This is a genomic window from Rothia sp. CCM 9417 (assembly GCF_048513575.1).
Taxonomy (GTDB): domain Bacteria; phylum Actinomycetota; class Actinomycetes; order Actinomycetales; family Micrococcaceae; genus Rothia.
This window is the reverse complement of record NZ_JBLXXT010000005.1, coordinates 15538-30928: the sequence shown is the minus strand read 5'-3', so window position 1 is coordinate 30928 and position 15391 is coordinate 15538. Positions and strand designations below refer to the sequence as shown.

The window sequence follows — 15391 nt, the reverse complement described above, 5'->3', positions numbered from 1 at the left end:
CGACAAACAAAGTTTTCGGGACCGCAGCACGTGAGAAACCCTGCCTTTATCAGGGGCTTTAAAGATCATAAGGTGCAGGCAGAAAGGCAAGATAAATATGGAAAATCTATCAAGCTCCCCCTGGGGGGCCCTGAACCCAGAAGTCCCAGACGGCATTTTTGATGAGGACTACTACCTCAGGACCTACCCCGATGTTCTCAATTATGAGGGTAGCCCCTGGGAACATTTTATCTTCTGCGGAGACAGGGAGGGCCGTTCCCCCAACGCGGAGCTGGACATTAACTTTTATAAGCGTTGCTATATGCCTCTGGAAAGTACTTACGCGGGCCACCACTATATCCTCAGAGGTAGACCCCTTGGCTATCACACCCGTCCCCGCCAGATACCTGCCGGGCTGACGGGAGAAAAAGTTCTCAAAGATTTTCACACCCGCCCCTGCCCCCTACTTGTCTTGGGCAATGATGCCCACAAGGCAGGTGCCCCCTTACTTCTGCTTGAATTACTCAGTGCCCTGAAATTGTTAGGTTATCAGCCCCTGGTGGTGCTGAGGAACGGGGGAGAGCTTTACGAACAGTACCGCGCAAAGTACCCGACCTACATCTGTGAAGAGGGCTGGAACGTTCAAGAAATTTTAGAAGCACTGCCCCCGAAAACTCCGGTGATAGCCAACACCTGCTGGGGCGTGCAACTCTTATCTGAAGGTCCAGAATCCGCCAGAGAGTTCTCACTGGCACTGATCCATGAAATGCCGGACTATGTCAGGCAGAACTCTTTAATGCCAGCTCTCCAACAGATGCCTCACCTGGTCTTTGCCACCGAAGCTGTCCGCTTAAGTTATCAGCACGAGCTGGAGCCCACGAGCAAGAGTTCCGTTGTGGTTCCAAGCATCAAAGAACACTCTGTCAGCAATAAAGAAGCCAACCGGTTACGGCTTGAACTGGCAAGGCACCGGACCCTAGGGGACATATATATATCGGCTGGGTACGGGGACCTGCGAAAGGGATTTGACCTATTTATTGAAGTGGCCTGGAAGATTCTGGCCAGAGAACCTAAATCAGTTTTCATCTGGTTAGGTGAGCTATCTGCCTGGGCGCTTGAGATAGCCCAGGAGGCCCGACAGCAAGGTTTGCCTTTGATCACCCCTGGCTATGTGGCTAACTCCCACACCTGGTATGCGATTTCGAGTGCCTATCTCTTGACCTCCCGCCAAGATCCGGGGCCAACAACTGCTATTGATGCTCTGGGCCAGGGCCTGGCTATGGTTGCCTACCGCTCCGACTTAGGTATTTTAGATATCTTCAGTGCTGAGACTGCCTGGGTGGGTCAGTTGGTGGAACCCTACGATAGCGACTCAATGGCTGAGCAGGCTCTGGATCTAGTGATGAGTGACACCCCGGAGAAGCAAGGGCGACGGAAGGAGTTTGTAGCTACTATCGGCAGCTCCAAGAGATACGCTCATGAGTTGCTGGATCTGCTGCCTGCTGGTGCCCATAAGCCCTCTGTTCTCCGTTCTCAGCTGGGGGAGCGCCTAGCCTGGCTAAGACCCCTCAAGCATCTTCTGCAGGTTCAGATCCTTGGGACCTGTAAACAGGCTATCCAAAGCACCCCGGTATACAGTAAGGCTTACTCAGCTCTGGGCCCCATCTACCATTGGGGTTTTGCTCAGGTAGCTGTGAATCCCCTAGACCCGGCCCAAGGCTCAGAACCAAGAACGACAGATTCGGCTGCCGAGGTCATGGCTATCAAGCCTTGTCAAAGGAGCTGGGTTCAGTCTCTTGATTCCTTGAGATTTATGACGACCCCTTTCATCGCCCACCTGGTCCGCCACCCCGGTGACGAAATCAAAGTTCTCAGGGCTATCGAGGATCTAGCTCTTTCTTCACCTTTGGCCGAAATTCGGCAGTATGATTCCAAAAAGTTGCCCGGCTGGGTAGCAAAGCGCAAAAGTCCCCCCTTGGCTCCCTGCAGGAGCAGACAGAAAGCTTCCGTGCAATATGTTGACCCCAACGCTCTGGCATCGGAGAAGCCGCTGAGCCGGCTCCCCCGTATAGCGGTCTTCATCCACATGTTTTACCTGGAATCTTGCCCGGTGATCAAAAAGTATCTCGAACATGTGCCCCAGCCCTATGACCTCTATATCTCCACGAACACGCTTGCTAAGCTCCAGGCCATCGAAGGCTGGTTCCCCGATGCCAGAGTAAAAATCGCTGAAAACCGGGGCCGGGACATCATGCCTAAGTTTGTAGTCTTTGCCCAGGAACATCAAGATTATGACCTGGTCCTTCACCTCCACAGTAAAAAATCCCCCCACAGCGCGGATCTTGACGACTGGCTGGTCTTTATTCTTGATTCTCTTTTGCCCAGTCGCCAGGCAGTAGAGCAGATCATCGGTGCTTTGGCCTCGGATCGGGTGGGTATGGTGGCTCCTTTTCCTCACCCATCGGTTGTAAACTCCTGGAACTGGTCTACTAACTACCCGATTGCCCAGGCACTGACCTGGAAGAACAACTGGGGTCAGCTTCCCAAGAACAAGGATTTTATGTTCCCGGCAGGTAGTATGTTCTGGGCAAGGGTGGATGCTTTGCAACCTATTTTCTCTCTAGGGCTTACGGCAGAGCATTTCCCGGTTGAAGAGGGCCAAAAGGATTCGACGGTGGCCCACGCGCTTGAGCGCCTTTTGGCGATTTCCTGCAGTAAGGCCGGTCATAAGTTCACCATGGTTAACCAGCACAGCTGGCCTCAGCAATCATAAGAACCTGTCAAGCCTGAATTGCTGGGATAACCCTTTGATCTCTGATGCCAACTGCCGGCAGCTAGACCACCACCTAGCCCCAGATTTTGCAGACACCCTCTGCAGAACCGTGGTGAGCAGAGAGCCGGCCTCCCGATAGGGGAGCCAGCACCAACACAGTATTTGCACTAGACTTATACCTTGATGATTTGGGCCTAGTGCCCCTACCCAACCGACGTGAAGAGATAGCTTCTATGACTGATCCTTTGCACCAGATACCTGAAAACCCCACACCCTCTCAGGTCCTGGCCAATATCCGCGCAATTCTAGAGACAGACCCGCAGCGGGGCCTAGCTACCGTTGAGGAAGCCTTCCGGGCTGAACTTGACCGAGCCCTGACCGATATTGCTGAGAAGACCCCCACCTTTGAAGACCTCAAGCGGGTTCGTCTAGAGTTTACCGGCGATAAGAGCGGCTTTACCCTAGCTAATAAGCAGATGCGTGATCTGGGTAAAGAACACAAGGCTGACGTTGGTAAGCTCATGGGCCAGGCCCGTGGCCGACTGGCTAAGGCACTCGAAGCCCGTAATACCCAGCTTGAAGAAGAGCGCGATGCCAGGATTCTGGTAGAAGAAGCCGTAGACGTCACCGCCCACACCCCCCGCCGCCGTATCGGTGGCCGCCACCCCATCAGCGTCCTGCAAGAGCAGATGTGCGACATCTTTATTGGCATGGGCTGGGAAATCGCCGACGGCCCCGAGCTGGAATCCGAATGGTATAACTTCGATGCCCTCAACTTCAAACCGGATCACCCGGCCCGCGAACTGCAGGACACCTTCTTCGTGGAACCAACCAAGGCCCACCTCATGCTGCGTACCCACACGTCACCGGTGCAGATGCGTTCCCTGCTGGAACGTGACCTGCCTCTCTACGTGGTGTGCCCCGGCCAGGTTTACCGCACCGACGAGCTCGATGCCACCCACACCCCGGTTTTTCACCAGATTGAAGGCCTTGCCGTAGATAAGGGCCTAACCATGGCTGACCTCAAGGGCACCTTAGAGCATATGGCTCGAGCTATGTTCGGTGCAGAGGCTAAAATCCGGTTGCGCCCTAACTACTTTCCCTTCACTGAGCCCTCAGCTGAGCTGGATGTTTGGCACCCCGATGCCAAGGGCGGCCCAGCCTGGATTGAGTGGGGTGGCTGTGGCATGGTCAACCCCAACGTCCTGCGCGCCGCTGGTATTGACCCTGAGGTCTACTCAGGCTTTGCCTTTGGCATGGGTATTGAGCGCACCCTCATGTTCCGTAACGGCGTAAGCGATATGCGCGACATGATTGAAGGCGACGTCCGTTTCTCACAGCAGTTCAAGATGGAGATTTAACCCATGCGAGTACCCCTTTCCTGGCTGCGTGAATACGCGCCCGTCCCGGCCGACGCAAGCGCCGAAGATCTTATGGCTACCCTGGTTAAGGTTGGCCTTGAAGAAGAAGCTGTTCACCGCCCCACCGATGATCTGACTGGCCCGATTGTGGTTGGTCAGGTGCTTTCCATGGAGCCCGAGACTCACTCCAACGGCAAGACCGTTAACTGGTGCCAGGTGCGTGTGGTCCCCGAGGGGCAGAAACAGACCCTGACCGGTAAGGGTATCGAGGAATCTGGCGTGCAGGGCATTATCTGCGGTGCCCACAATTTCAAGCCCGGTGACAAGGTTGTTGTCACCCTGCCCGGTGCTGTTCTGCCCGGGGGCTTTGCTATCACCGCCCGTAAGACCTACGGCCACAAGTCTGCTGGCATGATTGCCTCTGTGCGTGAGCTGGGCATTGGCGAAGACCATGACGGTATTCTGGTACTCTCCACCCTGGGGCTTGACCCCGATGTTGGCTCAGATGCCATGGAACTGCTGGGGCTTTACGACCAGGCCGCCGAGGTCAATGTGACCCCGGACCGTGGTTACGGTTTCTCTATTCGCGGCATTGCCCGCGAGTACTGCCACGCGACCGGTAGCGACTTCAAGGACTTCGTGCTGGAACTGGCCGCCAAGGCACCGGCGGCAAACGATGCTGGTCTGACTGTCAGGCTGACCGATTCAGCCCCCATTCATGGCAAGGAGGGTTGCACCCGCTTTGTCACCCGCACCGTCACCGGGGTTAACCCGGCCGCGCCGACACCCCCTTGGATGTCCTCTCGACTGCGCCTAGCCGGTATCCGCTCACTCTCACTGCCGGTGGATATCTCCAACTACGTCATGCTTGAAACCGGCCAGCCCCTGCACTTCTACGATGCGGACAAGCTGGAAGGCGGTATCACCGTGCGCCGTGCCCAGACGGGGGAGAAGCTCACCACTCTGGATGGCAAAGACCGCGACCTGCACGCCGAGGACCTGCTCATCACCGATGACTCCGGCCCCATCGGTCTGGCTGGTGTCATGGGCGGTGCCTCCACCGAGGTCACCGACTCAACCAGTACCATCGTGATCGAAGCTGCCCGCTTCGATGAGGTTTCTATTGCTCGCACCGCCCGCCGCCACAAGCTACCTTCTGAGGCCTCCAAACGCTTCGAACGCGGCGTTGACCCGCTGATTCAGGCCGCCGCCGCCCAGCGCGCGGTAGATCTGCTGGTTGAGCTGGCTGGTGCCCAGGTGGCAGAAGGGGTGACCGATACTGGCTCAGCCTATAAACCTACCCTTATCACCCTGCCCAAGGACTACACCGCAGGCCGTATTGGCATTGACTACACCCAGGAACAGATTGTCAGTTCCCTAGAACAAATCGGTGCCAGCGTTGAAACCACCGATGATGCTTACCTGGTCACCGTACCCTCATGGCGTACCGACCTGGGCGATAAGGAAGACCTAACCGAGGAAGTCGCCCGTCTGGTTGGCTACGACCAGATTCCCTCCACCCTGCCCGTTGCCCCTCCCGGGCGCGGCTATACCGTGGAGCAGACCCTGCGCCGCCGGGCACTGAACGCCCTTGCCTCATCGGGCCTGACCGAGGTCTTTGCCTACCCCTTTGTCTCCGATGCAGACAACAACCTGTGGGCCAGCCCCGTAGCCGGTGAAGAGGTTGATTCAATCCGCCTGGCTAACCCCATCTCCTCCGCCCAGGGCTGGATGCGCCGCTCTCTCTTGCCTGGTCTGACCGAGGTTCTTTCACGTAACCTCTCACGCGGTCTCAAGAACCTTGCGATCTACGAAACCGGTCATGTCTTTATCCCCGGGCCCCAGCTTGGCTCGGCCTCCATCCCCGGTCTGGGTGCTAAGCCTGATGATCAAGTACTTGCTGATCTCAACGCCGGTATTCCCGACCAGCCTCGCCACATCGCAGGTATATTCGCCGGTGCCGAGCACGAGGATGCCCCCGGGCTCACTGCCCGAGCCTTTGACTGGCGTGATGCTCTGGACTCTGTGCTGCTGGTGGCCGATGCTGCAGGTGTCAAGCTCACCGTCGCTAACGGCGAGCATCAGGCCTTCCACCCCGGACGTACCGCTGTATTGAGTAACTCTCAAGGGCAGGTCGTAGCCTACGCGGGTGAACTACACCCCAAGTTGCTGGCTCAGCGTAACCTGCCTGAGCGCACCAGCGCTTTCGAGCTGAACTTCACCGCTCTGCTGGCTGAGGCAGGCCAGGCTGTGCAGGCCACCGGTATTTCCGGTTTCCCTGCTGCTAACCAGGATGTAGCCCTCATCGTTAAGGCTGATATCCCTGCCGCCGATCTAGCCGCCACCTTGGCTGAGGGCGCGGGCGATTTGCTTGAAGACGTTCGTGTCTTTGACGACTACCGAGGCGCCGGCATCGAAGAAGGCTATAAGTCGCTTGCCTTTGCCTTGCGCTTCCGTGCACCGGATCGTACTCTGACTGCTGATGAGGCAAGCGAAGCACGAGAAGCCGGTGTAGCTCTAGCTCTTGAGCGTTTTGGGGCGGTTCAGCGCGCCTAGAATCGTGTAGCCGAGAAGGCTGTAGATGCCCCCGCCCTAACCGTCCTAGTGGTAAGGGTGGGGGTTTTCATATCAGTGTGAGATAAAGCCACCGCAGTTTGCGGGGCCTTAGCCGTGACTTGTAGGCTTGCAGAAGTAGGCTTTATGATGTCCCTAACATAGGGGCTTTGCAGAAAGATGAGAGGGACCAGGGCATGCCAGAGAACCGGGATATTGTTGAGGACGAGGAACAGGTATCAGATTTTTTTACTTTCGCTGAAGACGGTGAAGAGGACGATGCTGATTCCCGCGGCTCTCTTAGATCTAAGCTAGCTGCAGCCGGTATTATGCTGCTGGTCTCGGTAGTTGCATTTATCCTGCTCATTGGTGGTGTACGTACCTTCAACGAGGCCCGAGCCAACGAGGGCTATGAGAATCGTTCCTGGGTTATTAGCGGAGCAATCGATGATGTGACACCTGATCTGCAGAGCGATAAGAACGTCGCTATCTACTCTGGCAAGCTCCCCGATGATTCTGCTATGGCCGGTAAAACTTTTGTGTCAGATGTGGCTGACCCCGCCAGCGTGAACCCGGGGGATTCCGTTAAATTCCGCGGTTCTCAGACCGGGAGAGTGAGTGCTGACTTCCCCCAGAGAGTCGATGCCCTTTTGGCTCAGACTTCTGATACGGAGCTAATTGTTGTGCGTACGGGTACAGAAGGTAGCCTGGTGCCCGTTACGGAAGACACCGTGAGCTCACAGAAGCGTTCGGCCATACTTCGCCTGGGCGGGGCCATCCTAGTATTTGGTGCTGGGTTTGTGGCAACCTTCATGCTCATCCGTAAACGTAAAGATGAAGAGTTTATCGATTAGAGGCCAAGCCGCTAGCCAATACGCGTACTGAGGCGGGGCCCTAGCCACGAGTGACTAGGGGCCCCGCCTCAGTCTTGATGTGCTTAGGGTACCAGTAAGACTTTGCCCCTGGTTTTGCGGGCTTCAAGGTAGCGGTGGGCCTGGGCTGCGTCAGCTAAGGGGAAAGTCTGGTCGATGCTGAGCTTGAGCTGGCCAGCCTGGATTGCTTGGAAGAGTTCGCCCATACGCCAGGTGACTTCTTCTCGGTTTTGTGAGTAGTGGGCGAGGGTAGGCCGAGTGATAAAGAGTGAGCCTAGAGAGTTGAGCTCTTGGAGGTTAAAGGGCGGCACTTGGCCAGAAGCCCCACCAAAGAGCACGCCCATACCTCGGATTGCAAGCGACTTGAGGGAATCAGTAAAAGTGTCTTTCCCTACCCCGTCGTAGGCTACGGCCACACCTTTTCCGTCGGTGAGCTCATGGACTTTCTGAGCAAAACCTTCGTAGCGTAGGGCATGGTCAGCGCCGTGGGCCAGGGCAATGGCTTCTTTTTCGTCGTTGGATACCGTAGTGATGACGGTTGCCCCCTTGGCTTTGAGGAGCTGGATAGCAATGCCGCCTACTCCACCAGCTCCGGCGTGGAAGAGCACGGTTTCACCTGCCTGGACGGGGTAGGTGGAGTTGATGAGGTAGTGGGCTGTCATACCTTGGAGGGGGAGAGCCGCGGCTTCAACCGGGTCGATGCCCTCGGGGATTAGTAGGCAGAGTTCGGCAGCAGCTGTGAAGAATTGGGCGTAGGTGCCGGTGGCGCTGGCCGTTGCAATCAAGTCGCCCGGCTGAAATTCGGTAACTCCTTGGCCTACCGCTACCACGCGGCCGCTGGCCTCGGAGCCTGGGGTGAAGGGCAGAGGCACAGGGTAGATGCCTGATCGCTGGTAGGTTTCAATAAAGTTCACACCGGTTGCGATGGTTTCTGCAAGAACCTGCCCGGGTGCGGCGGTCGGGGTAGCAAGGTGGTTGAGCTGGAGGACCTCGGGGCCTCCTGTGCTGTGAAGCTGGATAGCTGTCATGGTCTGAGAAGTCATATCTTTAGCCTACTCCCAGGGCAAGGCGGGTATGAAGAAGATGGGGTAAGGAAGTCATACACCCATAGATAATGAATAAATATTTACTGGTATGCAAAAACATGCAATGATGGTGTTATGACTATTACCGTAGCTGTCACCGGAGCCACCGGGTATGCTGGTGGCGAGATTCTCCGGCTCCTAGCCACCCACCCGCAGGTTGAGGTAAAAACTGTTGCCGCGCACTCATCGGCAGGTCAGCCTCTGGGGGATCTAGCCCCTCACCTGCGAGCTTACGCTGATCTGATAGTTGCTGATACAACCGTCCAGGCACTGAGCGGACACGACGCTGTATTCATGGCCCTCCCTCATGGGGCTAGCGCTGAGATAGCCTCACAACTACCCGAGAGCACCCTGGTTATTGATGCCGGGGCTGACCACCGGCTTGATAGCGCCGAGGCCTGGGCCAAATTCTATGGGTCTGAGCATTCTGGCACCTGGCCCTATGGGCTACCGGAGTTACCCTTTACCTGCGGGCAGAAACAGCGTGACCAGCTAGTGGGAGTCAACCGTATTGCCGTACCAGGTTGCTATCCCACAGCTTCGCTGCTGGCTCTAGCCCCCGGTTTTGCCGCTGGCTTACTTGAACCGCAGGACCTTGTGATCGTTGCGGCTTCGGGCACCTCAGGTGCAGGTAAGAGCCTCAAACCGCATCTGCTCTCTTCCGAGATTATGGGGTCCATGAGTCCCTACGGTGTGGGCGGTGCCCACCGGCATACCCCTGAGATCGAAGAAAAACTGTCTGCGGTGGCCGGTCAGCCGGTTCAGATTTCATTCACCCCCACACTGGCACCCATGCCCCGGGGAATCCTTGCTACCTGCACCGCAAAGGTCAAACCCGGTGTTACCGAGGAACAGCTTCGGCAGGCCTGGGCTCAAGCCTATGAGGTGGAGCGTTTTGTTCATTTGCTCCCCGAGGGGAAGTGGCCCACCACCAAAAGCGTTCAGGGCTCAAACCATGCAGAAATGCAGCTAGCCTTTGACACCCACGCCGGTCGAGTCATCGTCACCAGCGTGATTGACAACCTGACCAAGGGCACTGCAGGAGGTGCCATTCAATCCATGAATATTGCTTTGGGTCTGCCGGAGGATGCGGGCCTGTTGCAGGAAGGACTTGCACCGTGAGCGCAACCCAGCACCAGATCGAAGGGGTTATCACCCAGGGCGTGACCTTGGCACGCGGGTTCCGTGCTGCCGGGGTGAGCGCTGGTATCAGCGCTCTTGAAGGCAAAAAGGACGTTGCCTTGGTGGTCAATGACGGGCCGCTGAAGAACGCTGCTGCCGTTTTTACTACCAACCGGTTTGCGGCTGCGCCGGTGCTGTGGAGTCAGCAGGTGGTCGGCGATGGGCGGGTTGATGCGGTCCTGCTCAACTCCGGTGGGGCTAACGCCTGCACCGGTGCTCCTGGCTTCCAAGACACTCACACCAGCGCTGAGCATGTGGCCGATTTGCTCAACATTTCTGCCGGTGATGTGTTGGTATGCTCCACCGGGCTGATCGGGCAGAGGCTCCCCCTGGATAATCTCTTGGCAGGCAGTGAGCAAGCCGCTAGGGCTCTGGGGGTAAGCCCATCCGATTCTTTGGCCGCCGCAGAGGCAATTATGACCACCGATACCGTCCCCAAGCAGGCGGCCATCTGCGTTGAAGTGGAGCAGGGTGGTGACTATCTGATCGGCGGTATGGCCAAGGGGGCGGGCATGCTTGCCCCCGGGTTAGCTACCATGCTGGTAGTACTGACCACCGATGCCGTCTTATCACCTGAAGACCTTGACACCGCCCTGCGCCAAGCCGTCCGTTTGAGTTTCAACCGGGCTGATGCTGATGGGTGTATGTCTACCAATGACACCGTAGTGCTCATGGGGTCTGGTGCCTCTGGACTTGTGCCCGATTTAGTCGGCTTTACCGAGGCTCTGACCAAGGTCTGCCAGGACCTCGCCCTGCAGCTGATTGGTGACGCGGAGGGTGCTAGCCACGACATCCACGTCCGCACCTTCAACGCCGCTACCGAAGAAGAGGCCGAGGAGGTCTCCCGCGCGGTTTCCCGCTCCAACCTCTTCAAGACCGCTATCTTTGGCAATGACCCCAACTGGGGCCGAATTCTATCGGAGGTCGGTACAACCTCAGCAGACTTTGATCCCGAGAACGTCAATGTCCTGATCAACGGTGTTCAGGTCTGCACCGGTGGTGGTATTGGTCAGGACCGCAAGCTGGTTGATTTGGCGGCTGACCGCAAGGTCACCGTAGAGATTGACCTGGCCGCTGGCGAACACGAAGCCACTATCTGGACTAACGATCTCACTCACGACTATGTGCACGAAAATTCGGCCTATTCTAGCTAGCGGCTGAGATTTTGGTCCAGAGAGCCTCAAGACCAGCACATCCGTTTTTACCAGCATCCGACTCCCCAGAAAGAAAGCCATGGCAGAGCAGAAGAACGCCCAGGCCCGTTTTGAAACAGCCCAGGAAAAAGCAAGGACTCTTATGGAGGCCTTGCCCTGGATCCAGCAGTTCCGGGGTAAGGTCATGGTCTTCAAGTACGGTGGCAATGCCATGATTTCTGATGACCTCAGGGCTGCCTTTGCCGAGGACATGGTTTTCTTGCGCACCATCGGCATCTGCCCGGTGGTGGTTCACGGTGGTGGGCCTCAGATTACTGCCATGCTGGATAAGCTCGGGATTGAGAGCCAGTTCCGCGGGGGGCTACGCTACACAACTCCCGAGGCTATGGATGTGGTGCGGATGGTGCTCACCGGCCAGGTCGCCCGTGAACTGGTATCACTTATCAACAGTCACGGACCTTTTGCGGTAGCCATGAGTGGTGAAGACGGTGGCCTCCTGCGGGCACACAGGATTACCACCCAGGTGGACGGCCAGGAAGTAGACCTGGGCTTGGTGGGTGAGGTAGTAGGGGTGAACACCACCGCGATGATGTCCATGATTGAGGCAGGTAAGATTCCGGTGATTTCTTCGGTAGCTCCCGAGATATCTGACCCCGATAAGTACCCCGATCACAGCCACGGCTTGGCTGGGCTGACGGGAGAAATCTTGAATGTTAATGCCGATACCGCCGCCGCCGCAGTGGCCGCCGCCTTGGGGGCAGAGAAACTGGTTATTTTGACCGATGTTGAGGGGCTCTATGCTAACTGGCCTGACCGGTCCTCCCTGATTAGCTCCTTGAAAGTGAGCGAGCTCCGTCAGATGCTCCCCTCCCTGGTTTCGGGCATGATTCCCAAAATGGCCGCCTGCCTTCAAGCTGTGGAGCAGGGGGTTCCGAAAGCAACCATTGTGGATGGTCGCCTGCCACACTCACCCCTGCTGGAGATCTTTACGGACACCGGCATCGGCACCCAGCTCATCCCCGATGATGTTGAGGACGTCGCCTGGCGTCACCCCGCTCCCGATTTTCAAGTACAGCCACTGACCTACTAGCCTCTGCTTCCGGAACCACACTGATACACCCTGACGGTTGGAAAGAAGGACCATGACCCAAGAAAGACTGATCACTGAGTACGCCCACGACATGCTGGGGGTCTTTGGCCAGCCCGCTCTTGTATTGGTGCGGGGGAGCGGGTCGCGGGTCACAGATGCCGAGGGCCGTACCTACCTGGATCTTTTGGGCGGTATCGCGGTCAATGCTCTGGGTCATGCTCACCCCGCCTGGGTCAGGGCTGTGAGCGAGCAGGCTGCTCAGCTAGCGCACGTCTCTAATTTCTTCACCACACCGCAGCAGGTGGGACTGGCTCAGCGTCTCTTGGGTTACCTGGGGGCGCAGGACGGGCGGGTATTCTTCTGCAACTCGGGTACCGAAGCCAATGAGGCCGCCTACAAGCTGGCTCGGCGCTACGGTAACGTCCGGGGTAAGGGCACCATTCTGGCTCTGGAACACGGTTTCCACGGGCGTACCCTGGGCGCTTTGGCGCTGACTCACAAGCCTGCCTACCGTGAGCCTTTCGAACCCCTACCAGCTGGCATCAAACATATCCCCGCTACTATAGAGGCTCTCGAAGAGAACCTGTCCGATCATGTCGCGGCCCTGATCGTTGAACCTATTCAGGGGGAAGCCGGTGTCCTGCCCCTGCCCGAAGGCTATCTCCAGCGTGCTAGGGAACTCACCCGGTCAGCCGGTGCCCTGCTCATGGTCGATGAAGTCCAGACCGGTATGGGTCGCACCGGTCGCTGGTTTGCCCACTCGCGTGAACTGACGGGGCAAGAGCTACCCGATGTTATTACCCTGGCTAAGGGGCTGGGCGGCGGCTTCCCTATTGGAGCGGTGCTCACTGTTGGGCCTGATGCCGGCCAGACCCTAGAAGCAGGTATGCACGGAACGACCTTTGGCGGTAATCCCCTGGCCACCGCAGCGGCAACAGCGACCTTGCAGGCCATTGAAAATGAAGGTTTACTTGAGGCTGCCAGCCAGCGTGGAACCCGGTTCCGCGCAGCTATTGAGCAGGTCCCCGGGGTAGCAACAAGCCGCGGAGATGGCTTACTGATTGGGATTGTTCTTACAGACTCAGCAACAGAGCAGGGCAACCCTCTGGCTCCTGCCTTTGTGATAGCGGCTCGTTCAGCGGGTTTCATTGTAAACGCCCCAGATGCCCGCACCGTGCGTATCGCGCCGGCTCTGACGATTACCGATCAAGAACTGGCAGAATTCACTGCTGAGTTCCCCATAATTCTTGCTCAGGCACGTAAGCTCTAACACTATTCACCCAAATGCATAAGTATCAAAAAATATGCATATAATTGATACTCTGTGGCGTTGACCGCCACGCTAGCCAAGGAGAGCCAATGGTCCGCCACTTCCTCAAAGACACCGACCTCAACCCGCATGAACAAGCCCGCGTTCTTGACCTAGCAGCAGCCATGAAAGCTAACCGCTACGGCTACAAGCCACTAGCTGGCCCGCAGACAGTTGCCGTCATCTTCGACAAGACTTCTACCCGCACCCGCTTTTCCTTCCACGCTGGCGTGGCAGAGCTGGGCGGAAACCCGCTCATCGTCAACCCCGGTGAAGCCCAGCTCGGGCACAAGGAATCTATCTGTGACACCGCTCAGGTCATCTCCCGTATGGTCTCTACCATCGTGTGGCGGACCTACTCTCAGAGCGGGCTGGAAGAAATGGCCCGCTACTCCCGCGTACCCGTTATCAACGCTCTTTCCGATGATTACCACCCCTGCCAAATTCTGGCTGACCTGCTCACTATCCGTGAGCACCTGGGCCAGCTGGCTGGCAAAACAGTGACCTATCTTGGCGATGCCGCCAACAACATGGCTAACTCCTACCTCCTGGGGTGCGCAACCGCCGGCATGCACGTGCGCATTGCAGGCCCCGAAGGCTACCTGCCAGCTCCCGCAATCGCCCAGGAAGCCCAGCAACGAGCCGCCGAAACCGGTGGGTCAGTTCTCGTGACTACCGATATGGCCCAAGCCCTTTCTGGTGCCGATGTCATAATCACCGACACCTGGGTGTCCATGGGTCAAGAAGACGAAAAAGAAGCACGAACCCGCATCTTTGCCCCCTACACCGTCGATGCCAAGGCCATGGCACAAGCCGCCCCCGGAGCAATCTTCCTGCATTGCCTCCCGGCCTACCGTGGCTATGAAGTCACCGCAGACGTTATCGATGGCCCCCAATCCCTTGTCTTCGATGAAGCGGAAAACCGCCTGCATGCTCAGAAGGCTCTCATGACCTTCCTCCTGGTCGAATCAGGCCTGGCAGAAGATAGACGAACAGCGCTCCCATCAGTAGCTTTAACCCTCAACGAAGAGAAGTAATCATGGCAATCCCATCCACAAAAACAGCCCGACAAGCCCGAATCATCGAGGTGCTTCAAACGCACCGCGTGCGCTCGCAATCTGAGCTGGCCCAGCTTTTGGTAGACGACGGTCTCAAGGTTACCCAGGCTACTCTTTCCCGCGATCTGGTAGAGATCGGCGCTGAACGAGTGCGTGACGATAAATCTGGCCTCATTTATGCGGTTCCTAACCACCCGGTGCGCCGTAGCTCTCAGGACGGCCCCGATGCCCGCTTGGTCTCCCTCTTTAAGGAACTCCTGGTTACAGCCGAAGCTTCAGCCAACCTTGTGATTCTCAGAACCCCGCCGGGGGCGGCCCAATTCCTGGCATCTGCTATTGACCAAGCCGGGCTGGAACCTCTTCTAGGCTCTATCGCTGGTGATGACACCGTCATGGTGATTACCAGGGACCCGCAGGGAGGTCAAGCGGCAGCTTCGCTGTTCTTGGAGTGGGCGGCTTAGCCTGGTGACGGTGTCTGCCAAAGAGTGGGGCGGTAGCTAGTAGTGCGCTAGCTACCGCCCCTGTGTCTACTGAGGTGCTGGTAAAGTGGTGGGATCTTATGAGGAGAAAAGTTTTTTCATCTCTTCCAGGTCGAAGAATTCAGCGACCTGAGCTGGTGTCTGGGAGCCAAGCGTCTCATCGGCCCCTGCATCCAGTAGCATACGGGCAATGGGAAGGTTGTTGCGGAAGGCTGCACAGACTAAAGCAGTTTGACCTCGTTCATTGAGCCGGTCAAGGTCAGCGCCTTCGTTGATGAGTAACTGGACCATGTCGGTGTGCTCGTGGTAGGCCGCGAGTATGAGCAGTGTATCGCCTTTGGCGTTGGTGAGGTCTACAGGCACCCCCTGGTCAAAAAGAGACTTGAGAGCTACCGGTTTATTCTCGCGTGCCAAGTCAAAAACTGAATTGAGGAATTCTAGTTCCTGATCGGTCAGGTTTGAATCTGGGACTGTCATAGCTTCACTTTCTCAGAAA

The 15391-nt window shown here is 57.1% G+C and carries 12 protein-coding genes; 10 read left to right on the top strand and 2 right to left on the bottom strand.

Translation table 11 applies throughout. The features are described from left to right. Positions 1-97: 97 nt before the first annotated feature. The 4 genes from ACN082_RS07010 to ACN082_RS06995 all read left to right on the top strand — a co-directional run bounded on the left by ACN082_RS07010 (position 98) and on the right by ACN082_RS06995 (position 7520). Positions 98-2752 (top strand): rhamnan synthesis F family protein, encoded by a 2655-nt coding sequence (locus ACN082_RS07010; RefSeq protein ID WP_419100144.1) that lies wholly within the window; start codon positions 98-100, stop codon positions 2750-2752. A gap of 302 nt (positions 2753-3054) precedes the next feature. After that, positions 3055-4113 (top strand): phenylalanine--tRNA ligase subunit alpha, encoded by a 1059-nt coding sequence (gene pheS, locus ACN082_RS07005; RefSeq protein WP_419100242.1) that lies wholly within the window; start codon positions 3055-3057, stop codon positions 4111-4113. 3 nt (positions 4114-4116) lie between these two features. Beyond that, positions 4117-6669, top strand: a complete 2553-nt coding sequence (gene pheT / locus ACN082_RS07000; RefSeq protein ID WP_419100143.1) for a phenylalanine--tRNA ligase subunit beta — start codon at positions 4117-4119, stop codon at positions 6667-6669. 194 nt (positions 6670-6863) lie between these two features. Next, positions 6864-7520 (top strand): hypothetical protein, encoded by a 657-nt coding sequence (locus tag ACN082_RS06995; RefSeq protein ID WP_419100142.1) that lies wholly within the window; start codon positions 6864-6866, stop codon positions 7518-7520. Between the two features lie 83 nt (positions 7521-7603). On the opposite strand, the gene ACN082_RS06990 is transcribed toward ACN082_RS06995, so the two are convergent. Beyond that, a complete protein-coding gene (locus ACN082_RS06990) occupies positions 7604-8581 on the bottom strand; it encodes a quinone oxidoreductase family protein (protein ID WP_419100141.1) in 978 nt (325 codons plus the stop codon). A 117-nt stretch (positions 8582-8698) separates the two neighbouring features. Here ACN082_RS06990 and argC point away from each other — a divergent pair, with 117 nt between their 5' ends. The 6 genes from argC (at position 8699) to ACN082_RS06960 (ending at position 14877) form a co-directional block, all read left to right on the top strand. Next, positions 8699-9745, top strand: a complete 1047-nt coding sequence (gene argC, locus ACN082_RS06985; RefSeq protein ID WP_419100140.1) for an N-acetyl-gamma-glutamyl-phosphate reductase — start codon at positions 8699-8701, stop codon at positions 9743-9745. After that, entirely contained in the window at positions 9742-10959 is a 1218-nt protein-coding gene (gene argJ, locus ACN082_RS06980; protein ID WP_419100139.1) for a bifunctional glutamate N-acetyltransferase/amino-acid acetyltransferase ArgJ, read from the top strand. Before argC ends, argJ begins: the two co-directional genes overlap by 4 nt. A 79-nt stretch (positions 10960-11038) precedes the next feature. Next, positions 11039-12049 (top strand): acetylglutamate kinase, encoded by a 1011-nt coding sequence (gene argB, locus ACN082_RS06975; protein WP_419100138.1) that lies wholly within the window; start codon positions 11039-11041, stop codon positions 12047-12049. A gap of 52 nt (positions 12050-12101) precedes the next feature. Further along, positions 12102-13319, top strand: coding sequence for an acetylornithine transaminase (locus ACN082_RS06970; RefSeq protein ID WP_419100137.1), 1218 nt, complete (start codon positions 12102-12104; stop codon positions 13317-13319). Positions 13320-13408: 89 nt separating this feature from the next. Continuing rightward, the gene (argF, locus tag ACN082_RS06965; protein ID WP_419100136.1) at positions 13409-14395 is read left to right on the top strand and encodes an ornithine carbamoyltransferase; all 987 of its coding nucleotides are present in this window, start codon (positions 13409-13411) and stop codon (positions 14393-14395) included. A 2-nt stretch (positions 14396-14397) separates the two neighbouring features. After that, positions 14398-14877, top strand: coding sequence for an arginine repressor (locus ACN082_RS06960; protein ID WP_419100135.1), 480 nt, complete (start codon positions 14398-14400; stop codon positions 14875-14877). Positions 14878-14973: 96 nt separating this feature from the next. Here ACN082_RS06960 and ACN082_RS06955 read toward each other — a convergent pair whose 3' ends face one another. Then, on the bottom strand, positions 14974-15372 hold the full coding sequence (locus tag ACN082_RS06955; protein ID WP_419100134.1) for an ankyrin repeat domain-containing protein: 399 nt from the start codon (positions 15370-15372) through the stop codon (positions 14974-14976). Positions 15373-15391 lie beyond the last annotated feature (19 nt).

Bases quoted from the DNA above. Each gene is read 5' to 3' on its own strand.
- ACN082_RS07010 (WP_419100144.1), top strand. From the start codon at position 98: ATGGAAAATCTATCAAGCTCCCCCTGGGGGGCCCTGAACCCAGAAGTC.
- pheT (WP_419100143.1), top strand. From the start codon at position 4,117: ATGCGAGTACCCCTTTCCTGGCTGCGTGAATACGCGCCCGTCCCGGCC.
- ACN082_RS06995 (WP_419100142.1), top strand. From the start codon at position 6,864: ATGCCAGAGAACCGGGATATTGTTGAGGACGAGGAACAGGTATCAGAT.
- ACN082_RS06990 (WP_419100141.1), bottom strand. From the start codon at position 8,581: ATGACTTCTCAGACCATGACAGCTATCCAGCTTCACAGCACAGGAGGC.
- argC (WP_419100140.1), top strand. From the start codon at position 8,699: ATGACTATTACCGTAGCTGTCACCGGAGCCACCGGGTATGCTGGTGGC.
- argB (WP_419100138.1), top strand. From the start codon at position 11,039: ATGGCAGAGCAGAAGAACGCCCAGGCCCGTTTTGAAACAGCCCAGGAA.
- ACN082_RS06970 (WP_419100137.1), top strand. From the start codon at position 12,102: ATGACCCAAGAAAGACTGATCACTGAGTACGCCCACGACATGCTGGGG.
- argF (WP_419100136.1), top strand. From the start codon at position 13,409: ATGGTCCGCCACTTCCTCAAAGACACCGACCTCAACCCGCATGAACAA.
- ACN082_RS06960 (WP_419100135.1), top strand. From the start codon at position 14,398: ATGGCAATCCCATCCACAAAAACAGCCCGACAAGCCCGAATCATCGAG.
- ACN082_RS06955 (WP_419100134.1), bottom strand. From the start codon at position 15,372: ATGACAGTCCCAGATTCAAACCTGACCGATCAGGAACTAGAATTCCTC.